Annotated in this window: 30 protein-coding genes; 13 read left to right on the forward strand and 17 right to left on the reverse strand. The window is 71.8% G+C overall.

What is annotated here, in order from left to right:
* Positions 1-5 precede the first annotated feature (5 nt).
* Genes O7617_RS12320 through O7617_RS12330 form a run of 3 tightly spaced genes read right to left on the reverse strand, consistent with a single transcriptional unit; the run spans position 6 to position 2188 of the window.
* Positions 6-260: a MoaD/ThiS family protein gene (locus O7617_RS12320; protein ID WP_282263599.1), complete on the reverse strand. Its 255-nt coding sequence runs from the start codon at positions 258-260 to the stop codon at positions 6-8.
* Between the two features lie 3 nt (positions 261-263).
* The gene (moaA, locus tag O7617_RS12325; RefSeq protein ID WP_282263600.1) at positions 264-1277 is read right to left on the reverse strand and encodes a GTP 3',8-cyclase MoaA; all 1014 of its coding nucleotides are present in this window, start codon (positions 1275-1277) and stop codon (positions 264-266) included.
* Positions 1274-2188 carry a fructosamine kinase family protein gene (locus tag O7617_RS12330; RefSeq protein WP_282263601.1) on the reverse strand — a complete coding sequence of 305 codons (915 nt, stop codon included), beginning with the start codon at positions 2186-2188 and terminating at the stop codon, positions 1274-1276. The genes moaA and O7617_RS12330 overlap by 4 nt, the downstream gene beginning before the upstream one ends.
* A 174-nt stretch (positions 2189-2362) precedes the next feature.
* On the opposite strand from O7617_RS12330, the gene O7617_RS12335 reads away from it, so the two are divergent.
* The 4 genes from O7617_RS12335 (at position 2363) to O7617_RS12350 (ending at position 5157) form a co-directional block, all read left to right on the forward strand.
* A complete protein-coding gene (locus O7617_RS12335; protein ID WP_282263602.1) occupies positions 2363-3409 on the forward strand; it encodes a DUF4192 domain-containing protein in 1047 nt (348 codons plus the stop codon).
* Complete coding sequence (locus tag O7617_RS12340; RefSeq protein ID WP_282263604.1) at positions 3396-3812, forward strand: type II toxin-antitoxin system RelE/ParE family toxin; 417 nt, start codon at positions 3396-3398, stop codon at positions 3810-3812. The genes O7617_RS12335 and O7617_RS12340 overlap by 14 nt, the downstream gene beginning before the upstream one ends.
* Positions 3812-4129 carry a helix-turn-helix transcriptional regulator gene (locus O7617_RS12345; protein WP_282263606.1) on the forward strand — a complete coding sequence of 106 codons (318 nt, stop codon included), beginning with the start codon at positions 3812-3814 and terminating at the stop codon, positions 4127-4129. Before O7617_RS12340 ends, O7617_RS12345 begins: the two co-directional genes overlap by 1 nt.
* Positions 4130-4449: 320 nt before the next feature.
* Entirely contained in the window at positions 4450-5157 is a 708-nt protein-coding gene (locus tag O7617_RS12350) for a GAP family protein (RefSeq protein ID WP_282263608.1), read from the forward strand.
* Between the two features lie 3 nt (positions 5158-5160).
* Here the strand turns inward: O7617_RS12350 and fdhD are convergent, their stop codons facing one another.
* Entirely contained in the window at positions 5161-6027 is an 867-nt protein-coding gene (gene fdhD, locus O7617_RS12355) for a formate dehydrogenase accessory sulfurtransferase FdhD (protein ID WP_282263610.1), read from the reverse strand.
* A 172-nt stretch (positions 6028-6199) separates the two neighbouring features.
* On the opposite strand from fdhD, the gene O7617_RS12360 reads away from it, so the two are divergent.
* The 3 genes from O7617_RS12360 to O7617_RS12370 all read left to right on the forward strand — a co-directional run bounded on the left by O7617_RS12360 (position 6200) and on the right by O7617_RS12370 (position 8385).
* Entirely contained in the window at positions 6200-6943 is a 744-nt protein-coding gene (locus tag O7617_RS12360; protein WP_282263611.1) for an NTP transferase domain-containing protein, read from the forward strand.
* Positions 6940-7206 carry a DUF6457 domain-containing protein gene (locus O7617_RS12365; protein ID WP_282263613.1) on the forward strand — a complete coding sequence of 89 codons (267 nt, stop codon included), beginning with the start codon at positions 6940-6942 and terminating at the stop codon, positions 7204-7206. Before O7617_RS12360 ends, O7617_RS12365 begins: the two co-directional genes overlap by 4 nt.
* A gap of 81 nt (positions 7207-7287) precedes the next feature.
* Positions 7288-8385: a hypothetical protein gene (locus O7617_RS12370; protein WP_282263614.1), complete on the forward strand. Its 1098-nt coding sequence runs from the start codon at positions 7288-7290 to the stop codon at positions 8383-8385.
* Here O7617_RS12370 and O7617_RS12375 read toward each other — a convergent pair.
* Both O7617_RS12375 and O7617_RS12380 read right to left on the reverse strand, forming a co-directional pair.
* On the reverse strand, positions 8382-9338 hold the full coding sequence (locus tag O7617_RS12375; protein WP_282263615.1) for a zinc-binding dehydrogenase: 957 nt from the start codon (positions 9336-9338) through the stop codon (positions 8382-8384). The genes O7617_RS12370 and O7617_RS12375 overlap by 4 nt on opposite strands.
* Before the next feature lie 59 nt (positions 9339-9397).
* Complete coding sequence (locus O7617_RS12380) at positions 9398-9859, reverse strand: Lrp/AsnC family transcriptional regulator (protein WP_282263617.1); 462 nt, start codon at positions 9857-9859, stop codon at positions 9398-9400.
* A gap of 59 nt (positions 9860-9918) precedes the next feature.
* Here O7617_RS12380 and ddaH point away from each other — a divergent pair, with 59 nt between their 5' ends.
* The gene (gene ddaH / locus O7617_RS12385; protein WP_347660641.1) at positions 9919-10752 is read left to right on the forward strand and encodes a dimethylargininase; all 834 of its coding nucleotides are present in this window, start codon (positions 9919-9921) and stop codon (positions 10750-10752) included.
* Positions 10753-10827: 75 nt separating this feature from the next.
* Here the strand turns inward: ddaH and O7617_RS12390 are convergent, their stop codons facing one another.
* Both O7617_RS12390 and O7617_RS12395 read right to left on the reverse strand, forming a co-directional pair.
* Positions 10828-12015, reverse strand: coding sequence for an ABC transporter substrate-binding protein (locus O7617_RS12390; RefSeq protein ID WP_282263618.1), 1188 nt, complete (start codon positions 12013-12015; stop codon positions 10828-10830).
* 80 nt (positions 12016-12095) lie between these two features.
* Positions 12096-12893, reverse strand: coding sequence for an alpha/beta hydrolase (locus O7617_RS12395; RefSeq protein ID WP_282263619.1), 798 nt, complete (start codon positions 12891-12893; stop codon positions 12096-12098).
* A gap of 84 nt (positions 12894-12977) precedes the next feature.
* Here O7617_RS12395 and O7617_RS12400 point away from each other — a divergent pair, with 84 nt between their 5' ends.
* Positions 12978-13580 (forward strand): bacterial proteasome activator family protein, encoded by a 603-nt coding sequence (locus tag O7617_RS12400; protein WP_282263620.1) that lies wholly within the window; start codon positions 12978-12980, stop codon positions 13578-13580.
* A gap of 5 nt (positions 13581-13585) precedes the next feature.
* Here the strand turns inward: O7617_RS12400 and O7617_RS12405 are convergent, their stop codons facing one another.
* The 3 genes from O7617_RS12405 to O7617_RS12415 all read right to left on the reverse strand — a co-directional run bounded on the left by O7617_RS12405 (position 13586) and on the right by O7617_RS12415 (position 16234).
* Positions 13586-14398 carry an HAD family hydrolase gene (locus tag O7617_RS12405; protein ID WP_282263621.1) on the reverse strand — a complete coding sequence of 271 codons (813 nt, stop codon included), beginning with the start codon at positions 14396-14398 and terminating at the stop codon, positions 13586-13588.
* A complete protein-coding gene (locus O7617_RS12410; protein ID WP_282263622.1) occupies positions 14398-15219 on the reverse strand; it encodes an HAD hydrolase family protein in 822 nt (273 codons plus the stop codon). The genes O7617_RS12405 and O7617_RS12410 overlap by 1 nt, the downstream gene beginning before the upstream one ends.
* Positions 15220-15505: 286 nt before the next feature.
* A complete protein-coding gene (locus O7617_RS12415) occupies positions 15506-16234 on the reverse strand; it encodes a hypothetical protein (RefSeq protein WP_282263623.1) in 729 nt (242 codons plus the stop codon).
* Positions 16235-16365: 131 nt separating this feature from the next.
* Between O7617_RS12415 and O7617_RS12420 the strand changes: the two genes are divergently transcribed.
* From O7617_RS12420 to O7617_RS12430, 3 genes are all read left to right on the forward strand, one after another.
* Positions 16366-16797 carry an OsmC family protein gene (locus O7617_RS12420; RefSeq protein ID WP_145778392.1) on the forward strand — a complete coding sequence of 144 codons (432 nt, stop codon included), beginning with the start codon at positions 16366-16368 and terminating at the stop codon, positions 16795-16797.
* Between the two features lie 145 nt (positions 16798-16942).
* Positions 16943-17290: a metallopeptidase family protein gene (locus O7617_RS12425; protein WP_282264714.1), complete on the forward strand. Its 348-nt coding sequence runs from the start codon at positions 16943-16945 to the stop codon at positions 17288-17290.
* 102 nt (positions 17291-17392) lie between these two features.
* Positions 17393-18115 (forward strand): AIM24 family protein, encoded by a 723-nt coding sequence (locus O7617_RS12430; protein WP_282263627.1) that lies wholly within the window; start codon positions 17393-17395, stop codon positions 18113-18115.
* Positions 18116-18157: 42 nt separating this feature from the next.
* On the opposite strand, the gene pheA is transcribed toward O7617_RS12430, so the two are convergent.
* From pheA to O7617_RS12455, 5 genes are all read right to left on the reverse strand, one after another.
* Positions 18158-19114: a prephenate dehydratase gene (pheA, locus tag O7617_RS12435; RefSeq protein ID WP_282263628.1), complete on the reverse strand. Its 957-nt coding sequence runs from the start codon at positions 19112-19114 to the stop codon at positions 18158-18160.
* A 10-nt stretch (positions 19115-19124) separates the two neighbouring features.
* Positions 19125-19634 (reverse strand): hypothetical protein, encoded by a 510-nt coding sequence (locus O7617_RS12440; protein ID WP_282264715.1) that lies wholly within the window; start codon positions 19632-19634, stop codon positions 19125-19127.
* Between the two features lie 190 nt (positions 19635-19824).
* Positions 19825-20214, reverse strand: a complete 390-nt coding sequence (locus O7617_RS12445; protein ID WP_282263630.1) for an ACT domain-containing protein — start codon at positions 20212-20214, stop codon at positions 19825-19827.
* 75 nt (positions 20215-20289) lie between these two features.
* Positions 20290-20748, reverse strand: a complete 459-nt coding sequence (locus O7617_RS12450) for a hypothetical protein (RefSeq protein ID WP_282263632.1) — start codon at positions 20746-20748, stop codon at positions 20290-20292.
* Positions 20749-20916: 168 nt separating this feature from the next.
* Entirely contained in the window at positions 20917-21654 is a 738-nt protein-coding gene (locus O7617_RS12455; RefSeq protein WP_282263633.1) for a hypothetical protein, read from the reverse strand.
* A gap of 163 nt (positions 21655-21817) precedes the next feature.
* Here O7617_RS12455 and O7617_RS12460 point away from each other — a divergent pair, with 163 nt between their 5' ends.
* Positions 21818-23047 (forward strand): arginine deiminase, encoded by a 1230-nt coding sequence (locus O7617_RS12460; RefSeq protein ID WP_282263634.1) that lies wholly within the window; start codon positions 21818-21820, stop codon positions 23045-23047.
* A gap of 15 nt (positions 23048-23062) precedes the next feature.
* Here the strand turns inward: O7617_RS12460 and O7617_RS12465 are convergent, their stop codons facing one another.
* Entirely contained in the window at positions 23063-23950 is an 888-nt protein-coding gene (locus tag O7617_RS12465) for a DUF5926 family protein (protein WP_282263636.1), read from the reverse strand.
* Between the last annotated feature and the right edge of the window lie 97 nt (positions 23951-24047).

The raw sequence follows: 24047 nt of genomic DNA on the forward strand, positions 1-24047 counted from the left end.
CTCCCTCAGCCGCCCGCGAACGGGGGCAGGACGTCGATCGTGGCCCCGGCCGGTAGGGGTGCCTGACGATCATGACAGGTGACGCCGTCCACGAGGAAACTCGCCACCCGCAGCACCGCGGCCAGCCGCTCGCCGTGTCGCTGGGTCAACTCGGCGCTGAGATCGTCGAGCGATCGACCCGCGGTCACGACCTCCTCGGCCCGACCTGCGGCGGCGCGGGCCCCGGCGAAGTAGCGGACGGTCAGTTGCGTCTGCCCCATGTCTCAGCCCCCGATCGCGGACATCGGCCGGGTCGGCTGGAGGAAGGTGGGATCGTCGATGCCGTGCCCGGCGCGCTTACCCCACATCGCGGTGCGCCAGCGCCGGGCCAACCCGTCGTCGTCCGCGCCACCGCGCAGCGCGGCGCGCAGGTCGGACTCCTCGGTGGCGAAGAGGCAGGCACGAACCTGGCCGTCCGCGGTCAGCCGGGTGCGGTCGCAGTCCCCGCAGAACGGGCGGGTGACGCTGGCGATCACACCGACCCGCGCGGGGCCGCCGTCGACCAACCACGTCTCCGCCGGTGCCGCCCCGCGCTCGGCCGGGTCGGGGCTGAGATCGAAGGCGGTACGCAGGGAGGTCAGGATCTCCTCGGCCGTCACCATCGTGCCGCGGTCCCAGCCGTGCTGGGCGTCCAACGGCATCTGCTCGATGATCCGCAACTGGTAGTCGTGGTCCAGGGCGAAGCGCAGCAGGGCCGGTGCCTCGTCCTCGTTGACCCCGCGCATCAGGACGGAGTTGATTTTCACGGGGCTCAGCCCGGCGGCCTTCGCCCCGGCGAGCCCGGCCAACACCGCGTCCAGGCGGGGGCGGCGGGTGAGCCGCTCGAACCGGCCCGGATCCAGGGTGTCCAGTGAGACGTTCACCCGGTCCAGGCCGGCCGCGCTCAGCGCCGGAGCCAGCCGGTCCAGACCGATGCCGTTGGTGGTCAGCGAGACCCGGGGGCGGGGCTGCAACGCGGCCACCGCGCTGACGATGCCGACCAGCCCCGGTCGGATCAGCGGCTCACCACCGGTGAACCGCACCTCGGTCACACCGAGACGCTCGACGGCCACCCGGACCAGCCGGACGATCTCCTCGTCGGTCAGCAACTGGGGACCGGCCAGCCAGGGCAGACCTTCGGCCGGCATGCAGTAGGTGCAGCGCAGGTTGCACTTGTCGGTGAGGGACACGCGCAGGTCCCGGGCGACGCGGTCGTACCGGTCGACGAGGACCCCGTCGGTCCCCGGGGCGACGCTCACCTGTCGACCGTAGCGCGCTCGGCCCGCCCCAGGGCGGCACGGGCGGTCCGGACCACCGCATCTCGGTAGCTGGCGCCGAACAGTGCGGTGTGCACGAGCAGCAGATGCAGTTGGTGCAGAGGCAGTCGAGCCTGCCAGCCGTCCGGCAACGGCCAGCTCTCCTGATAGGCGGCCAGCACCCGATCCAGGTGCGGGACGCCGCCGAAGAGCGCGAGTTGGGCGAGGTCTGTCTCCCGGTGCCCACCGTGGGCTGCCGGGTCGACGAGCCAGGCCCGGTCGTCGGCTCCCCACAGCACGTTGCCCGGCCACAGGTCGCCGTGGACGCGCGCGGGCGGCTCGTCGCCGCCCATCCCGTCGACCCGGTCGATGACCTGCTCGACCACCGTGACGTCGGCGCCGGTCAGCGCACCACCGTCGACCGAACGTCGGAGATGGGGGAGGAGTCGTCGCTCGGCGAACCACGTCGACCAGGGCCCGTCGGTGAGGGTGTTGTCCTGTGGGAGCGACCCGATGAAGCCGAGCCAGGGCGCACCGAAGCCGGCCGACCCCGCCCGATGCAGGTCGGCCAACTCCCGGCCGAAGCGTTCGGCGGCCTCCGGCGTCGGCTCGCCGGGCTCCACCCAGTCGAGCGCCAGCAGGTCCGGCAATGCCACGATCACCTCGGGTACGCCGACGGCGCCGGCCTCCCGCAGCCACCGCAACCCGGCGGCCTCGGCGGCGAAGAAGCCCTCCGGTGCCGCCCGGTCTGCCCTTTCGGGCCAGGACTTGGCGAAGACGGAGTGGCCGTCGTCCAGGGTGAGCCGGGCGGCGTCGCAGATGTTTCCACCGGCGACCGGCGTCTCCCGGATGCGCTGGTGGGTCCGGAAGGTCGGCAGGTGTGCCGGGTGCGCGCGTAGGTACACCAGGTCCATCAGCGCACGGTAACCGCTCCCCACGACACCACGGCCCCGCCCGACGCAGATCGGCCGTCCTCCGACACCCGTGGAAGTGGGCTGAGCAGGGAAAACACGGTGAGTAACTGTGGATAAGCCGCGTGTCGTCCACAGGGGCAGCGGCCCCGAATCGGCCGGCAGCACGCTACCGGCATGACAGCGATCGAACGTTCTCAGCTCACCGTCCGCTCACCCGCCGACCTGATCGCCGCCGTGCCGTACCTGCTCGGGTTCCATCCCACCGACAGCGTGGTGGCCGTGGCGTTGCTCGGTCGGCAGATCATCTTCGCCGCCCGCGCGGATCTGCCCGAGCCGTCGACCGATCCGGCCGAGCGGGCGCGGCACCTGGCCGGCGTGATCCGCAGGCAGGGCGCGGAGTCGGCCACCGTGGTCGGCTACGGGTCGGCGGATCGGGTCACCCCGGCGGTGGACGCGGTGCGCGTCGCACTGGCCGCCGGTGGGACGGAGGTGCTCGACGCGTTGCGGGTCACCGAGGGCCGCTGGTGGTCCTACCTCTGTGCCGAGCCTGACTGCTGCCCGCCCGAGGGTCGGCGCTACGACCCGAGCGCCAACCCGGTGACCGCCTCAGCGGTCTTCGCCGGCCAGGTCGCCCTCCCCGACCGGGCCGCCTTGGTGGCGCAGGTGGCACCTGTCGACGGGCCGCCCCGGGAGGCGGTACGCGCGGCCACCGCCCGCGCCGAGCTGAGGATCACCGAGCTGATCGAGCAGGCGCCCGAGAGTGATCTGCTCGGTGGGCGGGCTCTGCGCTCCGCCGGGGTGGCGGCGGTTCGTGCGGCGCAGCGTCGGCAGCGGCGCGACGAGCGGCTCGACGACGACGAGGTGGCCTGGCTGAGCCTCCTGATGACCCACCTCCCGGTCCGGGATCACGCCTGGGAACGCACCGACGGTCGGGACCGGGACATCGCTCTCTGGACCGACGTGCTGCGCCGGGCCGAGCCGGAGTTGATCGCCGCGCCGGGGGCACTGCTGGCGTTCGCGGCCTGGCGCGCGGGGCAGGGGGCGCTGGCGGCTGTCGCGCTCGAACGCACGCTCAGCCTGCACCCCGACTACTCGCTGGCGGTGTTGCTGGACGACCTGCTCCGGCGGGGCGTGCCGCCGTCCGAGCTGGACGGCTGGCCGTCGGTCGGCATGCCGGGCGTGCTCCGCCCCCGCCGGAGGAGCCGACGTGGTCGCCGCTGAGGAGCCGCTCCCCGATTGCCGTCCCGACCCGGGACGACTCCCGCCAGCTGTATCGCAATTTTGCTATAGTCGGCTCTGGCCGGTCCTCTTTCACCCAGAGGCCGCGACCGAGCTGCAAGCCATACCCGTGCTCGAACAGACGGCCGTCGGGCACGCGGTCGAAAAGCTGGAGAGCCTTGGCCCCAACCTCGGCTACCCGCACTCCAGCAGGATCAGAATCGCCGACAAGCTTCGTGAGCTGCGCCCACGCGGAGGGCGCAGTCGGTGGCGCGTCTTCTACACACAGGTGGGCGACGCTTTCGTGGTCGGCGCCATCGGCCCAGAGGCCAAGGTCAGCCAGCGGAACTTCACCCGGGCTGTCGCAGCGGCAGAGCGAAGGATCAAGGATGTGGAGGTGGACTGATGAAGCGTTCCGAACTCAAGACCTCGCAGCAGGTCATCGACGATGCCGGTCGGCAGGACCCGGCCTTCCGCGCAGAGTGGGATCGGACAGCCTTCGCCCGCGAGGTCGCACTGCGTATCGTGCGGTACCGCGCCGACAATGAATTGACCCAGACCGCCCTCGCGCGCGCGGTGGGCATGACCCAGTCGGTCATCGCGCGACTCGAGGCCGGCGACCAGCCGCCGTCGATCGCCACACTCGCCAAGCTCTCCAAGGGCACCGGCATGGTGTTCGACGTCAAGATCTCTCACGGCGCGGTCGAGATCGTGGCTGCCTAGCCGGCCGCGCCCAGCTCCGGGCGGTCCAGGCGGCAACCAGCCGGTGTCGGTGGCGCGATCGGGGTTGATCGACTCGGCTTCCTGAACAACGGGGTGTCCCGGTCGTCAGGATGCCCCGATATCAACGAACCCGAGTGGATCAAGGGTTGGCTAGTGGTCAACGCTGCCCCAGGTCGATCGCCCAGGTCGATCGCCCAGGTCGATCGCCCAGGTCGATCGCCCGGGGCGGGCCCCTCGGCAAGCGCATCCCTCGAACGATGTACCCGGTTCTCCCTTTCACGATCGACGCGGCGACACCTCCGGCCACGCAGAATGATCTCGTGAGCCCCGAATTGCCGCTGTCGCTGGCCGGGCTGGCGCTGATCGACAGCACCAGCATCGGCACCCTGTTCATCCCGGTCTGGCTGCTGCTCGCCCCCGGGCCGGTCAACGCCCGACGGATCCTGGGCTACCTCGCCACGATCGCGGGGTTCTACCTGGCGGTGGGGCTGCTGCTGGTCTTCGGTGGCAGCACGCTGGCGGACGCGCTGGGCGGTGCGCTGGACAACCGCGTGGTGCTCTGGGCGCAACTCGTCCTGGGCGTCGGCATGCTGGCGCTCAGCTTCCGCTACGACGGCAAACGGCGTCCGCGTACCGGTGGCGTGCTGCGATGGCGGGACCGGGCCACCGCCGGTGACTCCTCGGCCCGGTGGTTGGTCGGGCTCGCGCTGCTCGCCGCGCTCGCCGAGGTGGCGACCATGCTGCCGTACCTCGGTGCGGTGGGGCTGTTGGCCACCTCCGGGGTCGGTTCGGCGACCGTGGTGGTGCTGCTGGCCGGATACTGCCTGGTCATGGTGCTGCCAGCGGTCCTCCTGCTGGGTGCCAGGTCGGCCCGCCCGACGATGGTCGAGCCGGTGCTCGCCCGACTCAACAACTGGATCGTCAACAAGGCCGGTGGTGCCTTCGGCTGGATCCTCGGCATCGCCGGTTTCCTGATCGCCCGTGACGCCGCCGTCCGACTCGGCCTGTTCGGCCTGCTCGATCGCTGAGCGTCAGGCCGACTGCTCCACCCTGATCCGCTGTGCCCCGGCGTAGACGTTCATCGTCCGGCCGCGTAGGAAACCGACCAGTGTCATCCCCGCCTCGTCGGCCAGTTCGACGGCGAGGGTGCTCGGGGCGGACACCGCGGCCAGCAGCGGCAGCCCCGCCATCCACGCCTTCTGGGTCAGCTCGAAGCTGGCCCGCCCGGAGACCAGCAGCAGGTGCCCGGCCAGTGGGAGGCGTCGTTCCCGGACCGCCCAGCCGATCACCTTGTCCACGGCGTTGTGCCGGCCCACGTCCTCCCGCAGCACCACCAGCTCACCGTCGGAGGTGAACAGCCCCGCCGCGTGGAGTCCACCGGTCCGGTCGAAGCCGCGCTGGGCGGCGCGGAGCCGGTCGGGCAGGTCGGCGAGGAGCGTGGCCGGCACAGTCAGCGGGTCCGCCGCGACCGGGAACAGTGACCGGGTGCGTACCGCGTCGATGCTCGCCTTGCCACAGACACCGCAGGAACTGGTCGTGTAGAAGTTCCGGGACGGGTCGGTGGTCGGTTCCGGCACGCCGGGCGCGAGCACCACGTCCACCACGTTGTACGTGTTCGGCGTCTCCGCGCCCGCGCAGAGCTGCGCGGTCGACACGTCGTCGGTCGACCGGATCAGCCCCTCGGTCAGGAGGAAACCGATCGCCAGGTCCAGGTCGTCGCCGGGCGTACGCATGGTGACGGCGAGCGGCCGTCGGCGGCCGGGACCGGCCGCGCCCACCCGGATCTCCAGCGGCTCCTCCACGGCGAGGGTGTCCGGACGACGGACGGCCCCACGCCCGGAGGTCGCCGCATCCAGGTCGATTCGGAGTACGCCCCGTCGATCAGTTGCCCGTCCCATCCCGCCATCCTCCACCCCAGGCCGGCCCGCCCGCACGACCACCGGCCGTAAGCGCCCCCGCCCCCACCCCGCCCCCGTCCTGGTGCGTCGATCATGAAGTTGTCCGCGCGTGTCGTCGGCGTGTTGACCGACAACTTCATGATCACCGGGGCGAGGGGTCGGGTCAGCACAGTTGGAGGAGGCGGTTGCGGGCCTGAGCGGCACCGGCACGATCGGGCGCTGGCGCGGCTACCGTGGCCGGGTGGAGACGTACGCCGCTGTGGTGCTCGCGGGTGGGGTCGCCCGCCGGATGGGCGGGGTCGACAAGCCCGCGCTCCCGGTCGGCGGCCGGCCGATGCGCGACCGGGTGTTCGCCGCCGTCACCGACGCGACGCCACGGGTGCTTGTCGGTCCGGCCGACGCCGTGCCCCCGGGCGTGCGGGTCGTCCGGGAGGACCCACCGGGCGGCGGCCCGGTCGCCGCGGCGGCTGCCGGCCTGGCGCTGCTGGACCCCGACACCAGCCTGGTCGCGCTGCTCGCCGCCGACCTGCCGCTGCTCACCCGGGCCGCGATCGGGTACCTGCTGAACCACCTCGACCGGGAGACCTTCGACACCGAACCGGCGACCGACGGCCTCGCTCCGGCACCGTCGGCTCGCAGTGGCCTCGGCAGCGAGCGGCGACCTGACGGGGTGTGCTTCGTCGACGGCGACGGACGGCGGCAGTCACTCTGCGGCGTGTGGCGGGTCGCCGCGTTGCGGGCCGGGCTGGACCGGTTGACGGCCGAGCGGGACGGCGGTCTCTCCGGAGCCCCGGTCCGCGCGCTGCTGGCCGGTCTCGTGGTGCGGGAGGTGGCCTGGTCCGGCGAGGGCCCGCCGCCCTGGTTCGACTGCGACACTGACGAGGACGTACGCCGGGCGGAGGAGTGGGCGCGATGACGGTGATGGACGACTGGGTGACCGCTGCGTGCGCCGAGTTGGAGTTGGACCCGGCCGGGGTGCCCGTCCCGGCGGTGCTGGATCTGGCTCGCGACGTCGCCCACCAGGTGTTGCGGCCGGGCGCGCCGGTCAGCGCGTACCTGCTCGGGGTGGCCGTCGGTCGGGGTGCTGACCCGGCGGACGCCGCGGCCCGGCTCCGAGCGCTGGCCGGCTCCTGGCCGGTCGAGTTGGGGGCCGACCCCACGGACCCGACGGCTCCCTGACCGCCGTTGTCCGATCCCGGTCCGGGCTGATTCGACGCACGGGTGGCGTGGGTAGGGTGATCGTGACGGACGGAGGCGATCATGACGGCTGACCACCCCTCGGCCTCGGACGGTGAGCTGCCCGGTAGCGCGGCGGAGTCGATCCTGCTCGACGAGCCCAGCACCACCGACCTGCGGGCGAAGGTGACCGAGGCGTGGCGGGAGTTCGCCCGCGCGCTCGCCGTACGACTGCGGGACCTTCCGGTGGGCGCGCACCTCGACGTGACCCTCGATCCCACCGCCTCCGGCACCGGAGACGCCGTCTACTCGATCAGCGTCGACGTGGGCGGTGACGGCGCGCTGTCCGCCCGCGCGGTCGGCAACGCCACGCTGCCGGCCGGCTACCGACTGGACCGGGGCGCGGTGGCGGACATGATCGCGCTCGGGTGGTCGCCGCCCGGGGTGGTCGCCGGCTCCGGCGGTTCCTTCGGGCTGGACGCCACGACGGCCGACTCGACCCGGATCGCCGCGTTGCTCTCCCGCACGCTGCGCGACGTCTACGGCGCCCCACACCCGGCCTTCCTCGTCTACCTGGTGCACGACGCCGACGGCGAGCCGTTGGCGGTGGACGCGCTGGGCACGGCGCGCAGCGAGTTCGGTCCGGACGCCGATGTCGAGGCCGACCTGGAGGAGGCGCTGGCGGAGGCGGCTGCCGCGCAGGCCGAGCGGGACGACGTGCTCGACCTGGCGGACCGGGTCCGTACCGTGGTCTCCACGATGTTGAAGTCGGACACCGACCGGTTGCAGGTCGACTCGGACGGCGACATCAACATCCGGGCCGGTTCGGCGATGGTCTTCGTGCGGGTGCGGGACAACCCACCCCTGGTGGACGTCTTCTCCCCGATCCTCACCGAGGTGGAGCCGACCGAGCGGCTCTACGTGAAGCTCTCCGAGCTGACCAACCGGATGCCGATCGGCCGTCTCTACTGCGCCGACGACACCGTCTGGGCGTCCATCCCGGTCTTCGGCCGCAATTTCCAGGCCACCCATCTGATGCTCGCGGTGCAGGTGATGACCGGTCTCGCCGACGAGTTGGACGACCGTCTGCACGGCGAGTTCGGCGGTAAGCGGTTCTTCGGCGAGGGTGACAAGCCGGTTCGGCGCGACGACGCGGAGCACCGCACCGGGATGTATCTCTAAAGCCTGTCCAGCAGGGTCTTGCCGACCGTCGTGCGCGCTTCGATCGCGGCGTGCGCGTCGGCGGCGCGTTCCAACGGGAATCGCTGACCGATCAGCGGTCGTAGGCGGCCGGCAACCGCGTCGGCCAGGGCCTGCCGGGTGTACGCCCGCAGCCGCGCGGGTGGCACGTTCGGCCGGATCTGGGTGACCTGCCGTGCCGCGGCGACCTCCGCCGAGACCGGGGACCACTCGCCGCTGGCCAAGCCGAAGCTGATCATGCGACCGCCCGGTTCCACCAGGTCGAATGCCGCCTGAGCCGTCGCCCCGCCGACACCGTCGAACACCACGTCGACTCCGCCCATCGCTGCTCGGACCAGGTCGGGCCAGTCGGGCCGGCGGTAGTCGACCGCCAGTTCGGCGCCCAGGCCGGGTAGCAGCTCGACCTTGCGCTGCCCACCGGCCGCGCCGACCACCCGCGCGCCGGACCGGGACGCGAGCTGCACCAGCAGATTGCCCACGCCGCCGGCGGCGGCCTCCACCAGCACCCGGTCACCCGGCCGGACAGCCACCGCCTCGACCAGCATGATGGCGGTACGCCCGTCGGCCAGCAGCGCCACCGCCTCGTCCAGGGCCAGTTCGGCGGGCACCTCGATCGGGGCGGACGCGTCCACCACCACGCGTTCGGCGTACGCGCCGGAGCCGCCGGTGGCGCTGATCACCCGACGCCCGGTCAGCGTCGGGTCGACGTCCGACCCGACGGCGGTGATCACTCCGCCGGCCCCGTTGCCGGGGATCAGCGGTGGGGTGACCCGGAACGGGCCGGGGCGACCGGAGCGCTGCTGTGTCTCGACGAAGGTGATGTTCACGTGCGCCACGTCGATCAGCACCTGGTCGGGGCCGGGCGTCGGGTCGGGTGTGGTTTCGGGCACCAGCACCTCGGGCCCGCCGAACTCGTGTAGCCAGATCGCCCGCATGTCTCCCCCTCCGCGTCGTGTCCGCACGCACCACTGGAGCAGGTGAACCCGGCTTGAGGTCAAGCCCCGTTCGACGGGCCCACGCCCGGTGACTCGACCAGCCTGGAGAGCACGATGGTGCTGCGGGTGGACGTCACGAAGGACTCGGCCCGCAACCGTTCCAGTGCCGCCTCCAGGTGGGCGATGTCGGCGGCCCGCAGGTGTACGAGCGCGTCCGCCTCGCCGGAGACGGTGTAGGCGCCGACCACCTCCGGGTGCCGGCGGGTGGCAACGCCGATCTGTGCGGGTGTCGTCCGGCCGGCGCAGAACAGCTCGACGAAGGCCTCGGTGGTCCACCCGACGGCGGCCGGATCCACCACGGCCGTGAATCCCCTGATCACGCCGGTGGCCCGGAGCCGGTCGACGCGACGCTTGACGGCTGGGGCGGAGAGTGACACCCGGGTGCCGATGTCGGCGTACGACGCTCGGGCGTCCGCGACGAGTAACGCAATGATCCGCTGGTCGACCGCGTCTATCTGCAACGTTCCGCCTCTGGGAAGCAACGGTTGTGGCTGTTACCAAAGTTCTACGGTACCTACTCTTGGTGACCGTGAACCAGCAGCGATTCCCGCGAAAGCGGACATATCTCATGTGCTCGCCGGAGCATTTCGCGGTCGAGTACGCGATCAATCCGTGGATGGACGTGACCACCCCGGTCGACCGGGACCTGGCCGTCAAACAGTGGGACCGGCTGCGCGAGACGCTGATCGGCCTCGGCCACGAGGTGCACCTGCTCACGCCCGAGCACGGCCTGCCCGACATGGTCTACGCCGCCAACGGCGCCTTCACCGTCGACGGCAGTGTCTACGGCGCACGGTTCAAGCACGAGCAGCGGGCCGCCGAGGCCGCGGCTCACCACGCCTTCTACGAGTCGCAGGGCTGGCGGTTCGTCGCGCCGAGCGAGACCAACGAGGGCGAGGGCGACTTCGCGTACGTGCCGGAGGCGCACGGCGGGCTCATCCTGGCCGGGCACGGCTTCCGGACCGAGATTCCGGCGCACGCCGAGGCGCAGGAGGCGTTGGGCCGTCCGGTGGTGTCGCTGCGGCTGATCGACCCGCGCTTCTACCACCTCGACGTGGCGCTCGCGGCGATCGACGACTCGAACGTCGTCTACTTCCCGGGCGCGTTCTCCGCCGCCAGCCAGCGGGTGCTCACCCAGCTCTTCCCGGACGCGGTGATCGCCGACGACGAGGACGCGATGGCCTTCGGGCTCAACCTGGTCAGCGACGGTGCCAACGTGGTGCTCAACAGCGAGGCGACCCGCCTCGCGGGCAAGCTGAAGGCCGCCGGCTACACCCCGGTTCCGGTCGAGCTGGCCGAGCTGAAGAAGGGCGGCGGCAGTGTGAAGTGCTGCATCGCCGAGCTGCGGCACTGACCGCACGTCAGCTCGTACGCCAGGGGCCGGCTTCCCGAACGGGAGACCGGCCCCTGACCTCGTCGTGGCGGGTGCTCAGCCCAGCGTGGCCAGCTCGTTGATCAGCACGTTCGACATGACCTGACCGTCGCGCTGCACCTCTCGCAGGTACCACTTCTGCTGCGGGGTGCGCGGCTGGTTGAACTGCCAGATGCCGCGCGGGCTGTCGATCTGGCCGATCTTGCCCAGGGCAAGGTTGACGTCCTTCGGCGTGGGCTTTCCGCCGGTCAGCTGGATGGCCTGGTCGAGCACCTGTGCCGCGTCGTACGACGCCATGGCGTAGGTGGTGGGCGTGACCTGGTGCTTCTTGCGGTAGGCCGAGGCGAAGACCCGGTTGGAGGTGTTGTTCAGGTCGGCCGAGTAGTTCAGCGCGGTCTGGATGCCCAGCGCGTTCTCCTTCAGGTTCTCCAGCACGGTGCCCTCGGTGAGGAAGCCGGGCGCGTAGATGGGCCCGGAGAACTTCTCCCGAAGCTGCTTGATGAACTCCACGGCGGCCGCCCCGGCGAAGAAGCAGAAGACGGCGGTCGGCTTCTTGGCCAGCGCCTTGCTGATGTCCGAGGCGTAGGTGGTCTTGCCCGGGTTGGCGGTGGCGCTCGTGTACGTCACCGGGTCGCTGATCCGCGAGTCGGTCGCGCCGAACTCCTGCTTGAAGCCACGCACCACGTCGGGACTGCCGACGTTCTCCGGCACGATGATCGCGACGCGGCCGTTGGCCGGCAACTGGTCGCGCAGGTAGCGGCCCAGCGCGCGGCCCGCCTCGTCCAGCACGTACGACGTCCGCCAGATGTAGAAGACGCTCTGCAGACTGCTCGGTGAGGCGTTCGAGCCGATCAGCGGGACGCGCGCCTCCTCGACGGTGTCCCGGATGCCGACCATCACCGCCGAGTTGACCACGCCGGTGAGCGCCAGCACGCCCTGCTTGAGCAGGCCCTCGACGGCGGCCTTGCCCGTCTTCGCGGTGTCACCCTCGTCGGCGGTCAACAGCTCGACCGGGTGTCCACCCAACTTCTGGTCGTGCAGGTCCAGGAAGATCTGGAAACCGTTGGTGATGTCGTCGCCGATGCTCTTGAACCCGCCGCCCTGCGGCGTGATCAGACCGATCTTGACCGGGCTGAGGTCAGCGGCCGGTTGGGCGTCGGTGTCGGAGCCACATCCGGCGACGAACCCGGTCGTACCGAGCGCGGCCAACAGTTGGAGCGCCCGCCTGCGATTCATCTGCGACACCGAGTTCCTTCCAGGAAGCATTGCAGGGCCGAACACCGCCCCTCCGGCGTTCTACCTGGTCCGCGACGCTGCGTCAATGGCTAGTGATCATCGTGCAGGGACCGCAACATAACGAGGACCTGAGGCCACGCCGGCGACTCCGGATCGATCAGCCCGAAATGCTCGCATCCGGGCAGTTCAACAAGGGAGATATCGGATCCTGCGGCACGGGCCCCCGCGACGAAGTCCCGGCTCATCTCCGCCGGCACCTGGTGATCCTCCGAGCCGTGCATCACTACTGTGCGTGTCCGGATGGGTACCAGCATCCGTGGATCGGCTGCCGCGTACCGGTCCGGGACCTCGGTCGGACCGCCGCCGAGCAACGCGGCCACCGCACCCCCGTCCAGGTCCCGCCGGTACGCCTCACCCAGGTCGGCCACCGGGGCCAGCGCGAGCACCCCGGCCACCGTCGCCGGGGCGGTCGCCGCCACGTACATCGCCAGGTGGCCGCCGGCGGAGTGCCCGAGCAGGATCGGCGCGGCCCGGCTCACCCGGCCCGGCAGCGCGTCGGCGGCCAGCGCGGGCAACTCGGCCACCCCGGTCAGCACGTCGGTGAACGTGCCCGGCCAGCCGCCTCCCGGCTGCCCGGTCCGCCGGTACTCCACCTGCGCCACCGGGTGACCGGCGGCGGCGAGTGCCGCGGCCAACGGGCCGGTGTGCCGTCTGTCGTACTCGGCCCGCCAGAAACCGCCGTGCACCACGACGACCAGCGGCCGGGCCGGGCCGGTCCCCGCCGGGCGGCGCAGGTCGGCCACCTGATCCGGGTGGTCCCCGTACGCGACGGTCCGGTCGGGTTTCGGCGCGGGCCGGGTCAACACGGCGCGCGGGTCGGCAGGCATGGCGCGACGGTAGCGCGCCCCGGCCGGGTGGTTCGGCCCCGGGAGTAGGTCCCGGGCGGCATGGTTCGCAACCGCTGGGTAAAGATGGACCCCATGACCGACGCGCGTTCCGCTGGACAAGACGAGCCCGGCACCGACGACTCCGGCCACTCCGGCACCGTTGTGGTGGTCGGCCCGGACGGGCAGCCGATCGGCACGATGCAGACCGACGAGGGGCAGGGCGAAGACCCGACCCGCCTGGTCGAACAGCCGGCCAAGGTGATGCGGATCGGCAGCATGATCAAGCAGTTGCTCGAGGAGGTGAAGGCGGCACCTCTCGACGACGCCAGCCGCAACCGGATGCGGGAGATCCACGAGCGGTCGATCGTCGAGCTCAAGGAGGGCCTCGCCCCCGAGCTTCGGGACGAGTTGGAGCGCATCTCGCTGCCCTTCACCGAGGACAAGACCCCCAGCGAGGGCGAGTTGCGGATCGCGCACGCCCAGCTCGTCGGTTGGCTGGAGGGCCTGTTCCACGGCATCCAGGCGGCCCTGGTGGCTCAGCAGATGGCCGCGCGGGTTCAGTTGGAGCAGATGCGCGGGGGCCGCCAGGCTCTGCCCAGCGGCCCCGGCGGGATGGTCCCCGGGATGCCGTCGGGCATCGGCCAGCCCGGCGGCGGTGAGGGCCACAGCACCGGCCAGTACCTCTGACCGACTCAGCCCACCCCGAAGATCTTTTCCAGGTACGCCGCCACGCCGTCCTCGGAGTTCGTCGTCGTCACCTCGTCGGCGACCGCCAGGACGGCGCGGTGCGCGTTGGCGACCGCCACGCCCCGCCCGGCCCAGGTCAGCATCGGCACGTCGTTGGGCATGTCGCCGAAGGCCACCACGTCGGCGGCGTCCACCCCGATCCGATCGCAGTACCAGGCCAGGCCCGCCGCCTTGGTGACTCCGGCCGCGGAGATCTCCACCAGGCCGGACGACGACGAGTGGGTGGCCTCGGCGAGCCCCGCCACGGCGGTGGCGATCAGCTCGGCGAAGGCGTCCGGGTCCTGCTCACCGGCTCGGGCGAGGAGCTTCACCGCCGGAAGGGAGAGCAACTCCTCCGGCGTCTCGATCGCTCGGATGCCCTCCGGGTCGACATCCCAGCGCAGTGGGTAGTGCGCCTCGTGCCGCATCTGCCGGCTGTCCAGGATCTCCACGGCGAAGCTGATCCCGGGCACCTCGGCGCGTAGCCGCTGGGCCACCTCGGCGAGGTGCTGCGGCGCGAGCGGGTCGGCGCGGAGCACCTCGTCGTCGACCGGGTCGTAGACCACGGCCCCGTTGGCGCAGACCGCCGGTAGGGGCTCGGCCAGTTGGTCGTACACCATCTTGAGCCAGCGGACCGGACGGCCGGTGACCAGGATGACCGGCGTGCCTCGCGCGGAGATCCGCGCGAGCACGTCGGCGGTGCGTGGGCTGACGGTGTGGTCGTCGCGGATCAGCGTGCCGTCGATGTCGGTGGCGATCAGGCGGGGTGTCTCTCCCATCACCGGGACAGTAGCCGGTCCAGATATACCGCCACTCCGTCGTCGTCGTTGCGCAGGGTCACCTCGTCGGCGGCGGCACGGACGTCCGGGTGCGCGTTGGCCACCGCCACCCGCGCCCAGCCGGCCCACTCGAACATCGGCAGGTCGTTGGGCATGTCGCCGAAGACCAGCACATCGGCCGGGTCGACCCCGAGCGTCTGCGCCACCACGGTCAACCCGCTCGCCTTGTCCACGCCGGGCGGGCAGATCTCGATGAAGCCGAGCCCGGCCTGGGTGAGCGTGGCGACCTGCGGTGAGACGATCCGGCGGGCCACCGCCAGCAGTTCGTCCACGTGGTGGTCGGCGGTCCGGGCGAACGCCTTGATCACGTCGCAGGAGAGGCACTCCGCGCGGCTCCGCGCCTCGAACCGGTCCTGGTAGGGCCAACTCTCGTGGTAGTCACCCCAGAGCGGGGCGTCGTGCTCGTCGGACGCCTCGACCATCACCGTCAGCGGCCCGACCTCGGCCTCCAGGTCGGCGAGCAGCCGGGCCAGCACCTCGGCGGGGAGCCGCTCGTCGCGCAACACCACCGGGCCCGACGGGTCGCTCTGGTCGACCACCCGCCCGCCGCCGGCCATCACCAGGAAGTCGGCGGCGCGGATGTCGTTGCGGGTCAACTCGGTCAGCCGAGGGCCGCGACCGGTCGCGCCGACCACCGGAATCCCGGCGGCCCGCACCCGGTCGAGCACCCCATGGGTGTACGCGGAGACGGTGTCGTCGCTGCGGACGAGCGTCCCGTCGAGGTCGGTCGCGATCAGCTTGGGCAGTCCCGGGCGGGTCATCGTTCCTCCTTCGCCCGCCGCCGTCGCAGCCTGCCGTGCGGTCGGGAAGCCGAGGCCCGGCGTGACGGCGGGCAGCAACCGTACCTCGGGAAAAGGGCCCCAACCATGTCTTCCAGGCGAATCGGTCACCAACGACGGCAGACGTCCGGCCATCAGTCGGAGGTGCCCACCGCGTGATCCACTTCCAGGTCGGCGACTCGGGGGCGTTGCGGTGCCGGACACCCCCACTTCGGCGACCTGGAGTGGGCCAACCGGCGGTCGCCGGGGGGCAGCGGCCCGGGACGGGTCAGGTCTGGTTGTCCGGGCGGGCGAAGGGAGTGGCGGGAGTGACGGTCAGGTCGGCTGGGCCGGGGAGGCCGTCGTCGACCGGGCCACGGTGCCGGCGGCGCCAGCCGCGTGCCGCTGAGCCGTCTCCCGCCTGCTCGTCGCCCGCCGGTGCGGGCGTGGTGTTCGACGCCAGCCGCAGCGCCGCGCCGAGCAGCACACAGGCGGCGAACGCCATCACCAGACCCCGGCCGTACTCCGTCCGGAAGCCGTCCTGCGTCGAGTAGAAGAAGGTCCGCTGGCCGGAGTCGTTGAGGGTGGCCGTTGCGGCGACCAGCAACGCCAGCAGCGCACCGGCCAGGGTCAGACCGACCAGCCGGGCGTTCGACCGCACCGCCGCCGTGCCGCGCAGCGCGAGTGCCACCGTGCAGACCAGGACGAGGAGCCCCACCAGGTAGCCGGTACCGAAGCCGCCGACCTCGGACACCCCGGCGGGCACCTCGATCGTGGTGTCCCCCTCCGGCCCAGCGTTCGGGAGGCTCATCACCAACCACTCGCCGACCATCGACGCGACCCCGGCCACCGCGCCCAGACCGGCCAGCAGCAGGGGCAGCCGAGGGTCCTGCACGAACCCGGCCACCGACCAACCGAACCGGCCGCGCGGAGTCGGATCGTCGTCGGCACCCCACTCGATGACGGCTGGACCGTCGGACCGGTCGCCCTGCCGTGGGATCGGTAGCTCCTCGGGCATCGGACATCCTTCCGCCGGTCACGGACCTGGGTCGAATCATGGCACAGCCGGCGGCGCGTGACGGGGATCGCAGGGCGTGCGTCCGCGCCGGTCGGTCGCTCGGCGGTCACCTTTCCGCTAGCGTTCTCTGCATGCCTATCCGTACCGCTTCAGCACAATGGCAGGGCAATCTCACCGAGGGTGCCGGCACCGTCCGCACCGGTAAGGGTGGCCTGTCCGGCAACTACTCCTTCAAGTCGCGCTTCGAGGAGGGCGAGGGCACCAACCCGGAGGAGCTGATCGCCGCCGCGCATGCGGGCTGCTTCTCGATGGCGTTCTCGAAGGCCCTCGCCGACGCCGGCTCGACGCCCACCTCGGTCGAGACCACCGCGAAGGTCCACCTGGACAAGACCGACGCCGGGATGACCGTGACCCGCATCGACCTGGAGACCGTCGGCCAGGTTCCGGGCATCGACGACGCGGAGTTCCAGAAGCTCGCCGAGGCCGCCAAGGCCAACTGCCCGATCTCCCGACTGCTCTCGCCGGGTGCCGAGATCACCCTCAACGCGCGCCTGGCTTCCTGAGCCGGTCGATCCGACACCGCTCGACCACGGAGAGAGTCTCCGCCCACCCCGGGCGGTCGCTCTCTCCGTGACCCGCGGAGCCGGTCGGCCGCACCGCTGACCCGGCGGGCCGGACCCGCCATCGGGCAGAATGGGTGAGGTGCCGGTGGAGATGACCCGCGAGCGCTTCGAGGAGTTGGTCGGCGAGGCCCTCGACGAGGTGCCCGAAGAGCTGCTCGGCCTGATGAACAACGTGGTGATCCTCGTCGAGGACGACCCGCCGCCGGGCGAGCAAGACCTGCTCGGCCTCTACGAGGGCCACGCCCTCACCAGCCGTGGCTGGGACTACTCCGGCGTGCTGCCGGACCGGATCTTCATCTACCGACACCCGATCCTGCGGATCTGCGACGATGACGACGACGTCGTCGACGAGGTGGCGGTCACCGTGGTGCACGAGATCGCCCACCACTTCGGCATCGACGACGAGCGACTGCACGCACTGGGCTGGGGCTGACCCCCCGGGGGGCCGGCGGTCGCCGCGCCACCCGTGCCGTGGTTGCCCCCTTAACCTACCGTCGGTGCAGCGACCGCGAATCCCTGTCAGGAGGCACCTTTCATGCGCAGCGAGCTGTTCTCCTCGGAGAACCTGGAGAAGGAGTCCGCTCAGCCCGGCATGCGGCTGCAGAACTCCAAGATGCTGAAGATCGAACTCAACGGCGAGGCGATGGCCCGGGTCGGCTCGATGGTCGCCTACCAGGGGAACGTGCAGTTCCAGGCGCTCGGCTCGGGCGGCCTCGGCAAGTTCCTCAAGCAGAAGCTCACCGGCGAGGGTGTCCCGCTGATGAAGGTCTCCGGCCAGGGTGACGTCTTCCTCGCCGAGCTGGCCAAGGACGTGCACATCATCGACCTGGAGCCGGGTGACGCACTCTCCATCAACGGCTCCAGCGTGCTCGCCTTCGACTCGACCCTCCAGTACGACATCAGGATGGTCGGCGGCGCCGGTATGGCCTCCTCGTCCGGCCTGTTCAACTGCGTCTTCAGCGGCTACGGACGGATCGCCATCACCACCAAGGGCACCCCGGTCGTGCTCAACGTGGACGCCCCCACGTACGTCGACCCGCAGGCCGCGGTCTGCTGGTCGGCCAGCCTCCAGACCGGCTACCACCGGGCCGAGCAACTGGGCCTCGGCACGCTGCTGGGTCGCCGCACCGGTGAATCGTTCACGATGAGCTTCGCCGGTCAGGGCTTCGTCGTGGTGCAGCCGTCCGAGGAGCCGCCGGTCATGGGCAGCGGTCAACAGCAGCAGGAGGGCGGTCTGCTCGGCGGTCTGCTGAGCTGACCGCCGGGCGGGGCGCTCCCGGAACCGGGGCGCCCGGCCCGCTCAGGTCAACTCGCCGGTGCGCAGCCGAGCCAACCACGCCGCCGCGTCGGCGTAGTCGACGTCGGAGAGGCCGGCGGGCGCGGGCACCGGCCGTTCGCCGGCCGTCTCGGCCCACCGGTGCCGGGGGTACGAGCCCAGGAAGCGGACGTCGGCGCAGACCCGGCGCAGCCCCTGCAGCGCCTCGCCCAGGCGTACGTCGGCCACGTGCCCGGTGCAGTCCAGGAAGAAGACGTACCGGCCCAGGGCCTCACCGGTCGGGCGGGACTCGATCCGGGTCAGGTTGACCCCGCGCACGGCCAGTTCCATGAGCACCGACAGCAGGGCGCCGACCCGGTCGTGGGCGATGTAGACAGCGAGCGAGGTGAGGTCGTCGCCGGTCGGCGGCGGGGGCGGCCCCGGCCGGGACACCAGCGCGAACCGGGTCACCGCGTCGGGGTGATCCGCGATCTTGTCGGCGAGGATCGCGAGCCGGTGCCGGGCCGCCCCGATCGGTGCGCAGATCGCCGCGTCGTACTCGCCCGCCCCGGCACCGGCGGCAGCGGCCCCGTTGGACAGCACGTCGACCACCACGCCGTCCGGCAGATGGTCACGCAGCCAACCTCGGCACTGGGTGGACGCCTGTGGGTGGGCCGCCACGGTCCGGATCGACGTCAACGAGGTGCCCGGTCGGGCACCGAGCACGAACTCCACCGGCAGGATCACCTCCCGGGTGATCACCAGCGGCTCGCCCTCGGCCATCTCGTCCAGCGTGACGCCCACCGCGCCACCGATCGAGTTCTCCAAGGGCACCAGCGCGGCGTCGGCGTCCCCGGCCCGGACGCTGTCCAGAGCCTCCCCGACGCTACGGGCGGGCGTACGGGTGCCGCGCTCGGCGGCGGGGACGGAGCGCAGGGCCTGCTCGGCGAAGGTCCCCTCCGGCCCGAGGTAGACGAAGCGTGTCGGCGGTGTTCCCGGCATGCCGATCAGCCTACGCACCCGGCCGGGTGGCCGGACCAGCCTCACAGGCCAGGGCGCGGATTCCGGGCGGCCCGGCGGCGCGTACCTCGATGGTGCAGACGTCGGTGCCGGCGGTGACCAGCTCCGGGGCGCTCGCCCGGCCCCGGGTGACCACCTGGAGCTCTTCGTGCCCGGTCACCGCCAGCACGGTGAACTGCCAGTCGGCGGCGCAGAGTGGCCCGGTGCGGACCTGGACCCGGACGTTGGCCGGGAGCACCCCGGCCCGGCCACGGAGCAACTGCACCACCCGCTGCCCGGTCGGCCCGTTGCGGCAGGCCGTCGCGACCGACCCGGCGTCGGTGGTCGGCGTGACCGGAACGGAGGGCGGCGCGGTCACCGGTGGGGTGGTGGGTGCGATGCTCGGGCCGGGCGCCGGTGCAGACGCGCTGCCGGTGGGCAGGGCGGTCGGCGTCCTCACCCCGGGAGGCGCGCCACACCCGGACAGCGCCGCGACGGCGAACACCGCGAGCGTGACCGCCAGGGTGCGTGCGGGGGCGTGGCCGGTCGTCCGGGAGCGGGTCGCCGGCGGGACGTGGATCGTCGTCCGCGCCGGGGGAGGCGCGGGGCGGGGTGGGGTGAACGGCACGGGCCGATCCTCGGGACATCGGAGAATTCGTCACGGCCGGGGTGGCCGAGCCCATCGTAGGGTGAGCGGCCCTCGGGGGTGAAGATCAGCCGGTGACCCGGTGCCCGGCGCGCTGTAGCGCGGCCGTGCCCTCGGTCAGCCGGACGGCCGGCACCAACAGGTAGTCGGTGTCGAAGGTGGAGAAGGTGACCACGCTGACCCGTGCCTCGGCCAGCGGGTCGACGAGCGCGGCCAGGCTGCCGACTCCGCCCGGTTCCGCGGACGCGGTGACCCGGAGACAGCGCCACACGGTCTCCACCACGGTCTGCGCCGGAGCCCGATCCGTCGGGCAGATCACCGAGATCCCGTCGGAGGTCCAGCTCACCGTGACGACGTCGGTGTCACCGAGGCCGTTCGACATCGCTTCCGGCAGCGGGGTGCCGGCCGCCAGCCGACACACAGCGTATTCCCCGGGCAGTAGAGCGATATCGAGCATGATGGCACTTTACGGGTTGCGCGAGGGCTCCTCCGAGCATCGCCGCGTGCGGTGAACGACACACTCCGCCGCAGGTCAGACCTCAGAGAAGAAGGTGAGCGAGCCGGCGACGGCGCCGTCGGTGAGCACCGGCGTGGAGATCGCGTCGACGGTCGCGTCGGAGCTGCTAGGCGAGGCGGCCTGCACTCGGAGTAACCCACGAGCGAGTCGGCCGGACGAGAGCGCCAGCAGGGGCGGGATCTTGTCGATCTCGGCCTCGGTCAGCACGCCCCGGTTGGCGGTGAAGTCGAGCAGGCGCAACCCGCCGTCGAGTAGTGGCCGCCCGATCAGACCGCCCGGCTCGCCCAGGCAGAGCAGCTCGCAGCCGGCCGTGGAGATCGCCACCACCCTCGTGTCGGCGTCGATCAGCAGGCACGGCTCGTCGGCCCGGGACACCGTCGAGGACCATTGGCCGACATTGTCGGACTCCGGCTCTGTCGAGGCTCGCGCCGCCGGCACGAACGCTTCCGAGAGCGAAAGTTCGACGTGGGCCACCGCGCCTCCTATGTGCACCGATCGACTGTCCACGCTAGCGGGTCGCCGACGGAATCACCGAGCGCACCGGGTCACCGGACCGCGCAGTCTGCACCGACGCGGCTGGTGACGGCGCGAAACCGGTGAGGTGAACGGGGGGACCGGAGCCGCGTGGCGTCGCCGGTGACGTTACCGGCGGTGGGCCGGCTTGTCAGCGGCCGTTCGGCCCTCGTCGTACCACCGGTAGTCGGCCGTTGGACGGTACGTGCCGTTCAACCAGGTGCTGGGGTGCTGTGCGACCCGGGAGAGCTTCTCGGCCGTGGCCGGGCTGATCCGGCTGCCACCAGCCACGAGAAGCCGGTCCAGCTCCCGGTGGGTGGCCATCAGACAGTCCTTAGGGAGGCCGTAGACACTGATCACGCCGGAGCCGACGAAGGTCAGCACCGGAGTCACCGGGACGGGCAGCCCCACCGCGTCGGAGAGGGCCTTGCTGGCCCGCTTGGCGTCCCGGCGGGACTCGGCCACGTACGGGGGACGCTTGCCGTTGATCTGCACGACGTCGCCGGCGACGAGCACCCTGGCCCGACCGTGGTCGGCGATGGTCACCGCGAAGAGGCCGCTCGGCCCGATGGCGAGGAACCCGGCACGGTCGTCCTGACCGTGGTCGAGGACGTCTGTCACGTCCGTACGCGGCCACTCGATGACGTGCCAGGCGGGCCCGAGGTGGTCGAGCTGGCCCAGTGCCCGCGCGCCGGCCGCCTCCAGGCGACGCGCACCCCGCTCGGCCCGACGACGGCGGGCCCATTCGAGGGGTGTCGGACGGACTGGTGCGAGAACCCCCGGCGACTCGACCCGGGGGTGTGGCACCGCGACGGGCGGCAGTGCCCGGGCGGACGGTACGGCTCGTCGTGCGGGAAAGACAGTCATCGTGACCTCCGGCAAAAGGTCCCTCGAAGTTATGTCCCCACTACCCTACGTTGTCACTCCCGGTGTTCGGCAAGCCGGAGCGCCGGAATGACTGTGGATGAATGCCATATTCATCCACAGTTCTTTTGTCGGATGCCGCCAAACCCTGCCCTACGCTGCGGGAGTGACCCACTACGTCGACAGTGAAGTCGGCCGGCTCGGCACAGTGCTGCTGCACCGGCCCGGCCCCGAACTGGCCCGGCTCACCCCGCGCAACAACGACTCGCTCCTGTTCGACGCGATCCCCTGGGTCGGGCGCGCCCAGGAGGAGCACGACGCCTTCGCCGCCGCCCTGCGCCAACGCGGGGTCGAGGTGCTCTACCTGGCCACCCTGTTGGCCGAGACACTCGCCGTGGCGGACGCCCGCGCCGAACTCACCGAACAGGTGTTGCGCTCCCGGCGACTCGGGGACACCCTGCGCGCCCGCGTCTCCGACCACCTCTCCTACCTGGACCCGGCGGCCCTGGCCGACGTGCTCACCGCCGGGCTGGCCCACGAGGAGCTGCGGATCAGCTCGGAACGACCGGGCGGGCTGGTCTACACCCTGATGAACAGGCACGACTTCGTCATCGATCCGTTGCCGAACCTGTTGTTCACCCGCGACTCGTCGCTCTGGATCGGCGACCGGGTCGGTGTCACCAGCTTGGCGATGCCCGCACGCCGCCGCGAGACCACCCTGACCGACGCCATCTACCGTCACCACCCACGGTTCGCCGGTACCGAGTTCGTCTACCGCCCGAACCTGGAACACCTGGAGGGCGGGGACGTGCTGCTGCTCGCGCCCGGGGTGCTGGCGGTGGGGGTGGGCGAGCGGACCACACCGGCCGGTGCCGAACGCCTCGGCAGGCAGGTCTTCGCGGCCGGTCTGGCCCACACCATCCTGGTGGTGCCGATCGCGCAGAAACGCGCCACCATGCACCTCGACACGGTCTGCACGATGGTCGACGTGGACGCCGTACTGATGTACCCCAACATCGCGAGCACGCTGTCCGCGTACACCGTGATCGCCGGAGCGGACGGTGCGGACCCGCGGGTGGACGGTCCGGCGCCGTTCCTGCGCGCCGCCGCCGACGCGATGGACCTCGACGTGCTCCGGGTCATCGACACCGGGCTGGATCCGGTCACCGCGGAACGCGAGCAGTGGGACGACGGCAACAACACCCTCGCCCTGGCGCCTCGACTCTGCGTCGGCTACGAGCGCAACACCGAGACCAACGCCCAGTTGGAGCGGGCCGGTATCGAGGTGATCCCGATCGCCGGGTCCGAGTTGGGTTCCGGCCGGGGCGGCCCACGCTGCATGTCCTGCCCGATCACCCGCGACCCGTTGCGGGGAAGGGCACCCTCGCCGGAATAGGCGCCCTTCCGCGGCTCAGCGGAGGGTGAGCTGGCGACCGAGTAGACCCTGGCGGGCGCGTCGGCCGGCGGCGTCCAGTGGGCCGTCGGCGGCCAGTGCCTCCGCGTAGCGCTTGGCGAACTGCGCCACCGGGTCCTCCCAGTCCGTCGCCGGAGTCTCCTCCGGCAGGTCCCACACCGGGACCAGGCGGCCGTGCGCGCGGAACATGCCGGCGAACTTGGTCTGCTCGCCGAGCGTCAGCGAGCCGGCCGCGCCGAGACGGGCCAGCGCGTCCAGGGCGGCGTCCTCGTCGTCCGGCAACACCCAGCGCACGTGCGCCTTCTCCGGCACCTGGCACCAGTACGCGGCCTTCGCCGCGGTCAGCCGTACCGTCGGGTAGACGGCCGCGTTCGCCCGCTCCAGGGACGCCTGGACGGTCGGGTCGTCGGCGGCCCCGGGGTCGAGCCAGAACTCGAAGCCCTCGTGCATGCTGACGTCCAGTGGGCCGTCCACGAGGATGTCCTGCAGGCGTGGGCCGGGGCCGGGCAACGGGGGCACGGACACCTGACCGCCCGGCTCGGTCCGCAGGGCGCAGAGCAGCGCCTCGGCCAGGTCCCGGGAGACGTCACCGGACTGCTGGTGGCGCTGAAGGCCGATGAGCACCCGGCCGTCCGGCTTGGTGATCGCCGGCGCGGCCATCGGCAGCACCGTGGCGAGCGTCGCCGACCGGTCGCCGAACTCCTCGACCAGGGCGGGTGCCAGTCGCAGCGGCGCGGAGGCCGCCGGCACCAGCTCGCGCAGGGCGATCCACTCGGGCTCGTCGACCAACCCGTCGAACGGACGCGGCACGAAGATGTCCCGCACCTTGTCCTTGCGGGGGGCGGTGTCGGCGGCGGTGCGCTGGCTCTTTCGACGCTTGCTCACGGCGTCACAGCCTAGAGGCCCGACCGGCTCGCCGTGGGCCGGACCCACCCGACCTCCGCCCGGCGGCCACCGAAGTCGCCACCACCCGGGGGCGTTC

Source organism: Micromonospora sp. WMMD1155 (assembly GCF_029581275.1).
Lineage (GTDB): Bacteria > Actinomycetota > Actinomycetes > Mycobacteriales > Micromonosporaceae > Micromonospora.

Bases quoted from the DNA above. Each gene is read 5' to 3' on its own strand.
- O7617_RS12320 (WP_282263599.1), bottom strand. From the start codon at position 260: ATGGGGCAGACGCAACTGACCGTCCGCTACTTCGCCGGGGCCCGCGCC.
- O7617_RS12330 (WP_282263601.1), bottom strand. From the start codon at position 2,188: ATGGACCTGGTGTACCTACGCGCGCACCCGGCACACCTGCCGACCTTC.
- O7617_RS12335 (WP_282263602.1), top strand. From the start codon at position 2,363: ATGACAGCGATCGAACGTTCTCAGCTCACCGTCCGCTCACCCGCCGAC.
- O7617_RS12345 (WP_282263606.1), top strand. From the start codon at position 3,812: ATGAAGCGTTCCGAACTCAAGACCTCGCAGCAGGTCATCGACGATGCC.
- fdhD (WP_282263610.1), bottom strand. From the start codon at position 6,027: ATGGGACGGGCAACTGATCGACGGGGCGTACTCCGAATCGACCTGGAT.
- O7617_RS12365 (WP_282263613.1), top strand. From the start codon at position 6,940: ATGACGGTGATGGACGACTGGGTGACCGCTGCGTGCGCCGAGTTGGAG.
- O7617_RS12370 (WP_282263614.1), top strand. From the start codon at position 7,288: ATGACGGCTGACCACCCCTCGGCCTCGGACGGTGAGCTGCCCGGTAGC.
- O7617_RS12375 (WP_282263615.1), bottom strand. From the start codon at position 9,338: ATGCGGGCGATCTGGCTACACGAGTTCGGCGGGCCCGAGGTGCTGGTG.
- O7617_RS12395 (WP_282263619.1), bottom strand. From the start codon at position 12,893: ATGCCTGCCGACCCGCGCGCCGTGTTGACCCGGCCCGCGCCGAAACCC.
- O7617_RS12400 (WP_282263620.1), top strand. From the start codon at position 12,978: ATGGACCCCATGACCGACGCGCGTTCCGCTGGACAAGACGAGCCCGGC.
- O7617_RS12405 (WP_282263621.1), bottom strand. From the start codon at position 14,398: ATGGGAGAGACACCCCGCCTGATCGCCACCGACATCGACGGCACGCTG.
- O7617_RS12410 (WP_282263622.1), bottom strand. From the start codon at position 15,219: ATGACCCGCCCGGGACTGCCCAAGCTGATCGCGACCGACCTCGACGGG.
- O7617_RS12415 (WP_282263623.1), bottom strand. From the start codon at position 16,234: ATGCCCGAGGAGCTACCGATCCCACGGCAGGGCGACCGGTCCGACGGT.
- O7617_RS12420 (WP_145778392.1), top strand. From the start codon at position 16,366: ATGCCTATCCGTACCGCTTCAGCACAATGGCAGGGCAATCTCACCGAG.
- O7617_RS12430 (WP_282263627.1), top strand. From the start codon at position 17,393: ATGCGCAGCGAGCTGTTCTCCTCGGAGAACCTGGAGAAGGAGTCCGCT.
- pheA (WP_282263628.1), bottom strand. From the start codon at position 19,114: ATGCCGGGAACACCGCCGACACGCTTCGTCTACCTCGGGCCGGAGGGG.
- O7617_RS12445 (WP_282263630.1), bottom strand. From the start codon at position 20,214: ATGCTCGATATCGCTCTACTGCCCGGGGAATACGCTGTGTGTCGGCTG.
- O7617_RS12455 (WP_282263633.1), bottom strand. From the start codon at position 21,654: ATGACTGTCTTTCCCGCACGACGAGCCGTACCGTCCGCCCGGGCACTG.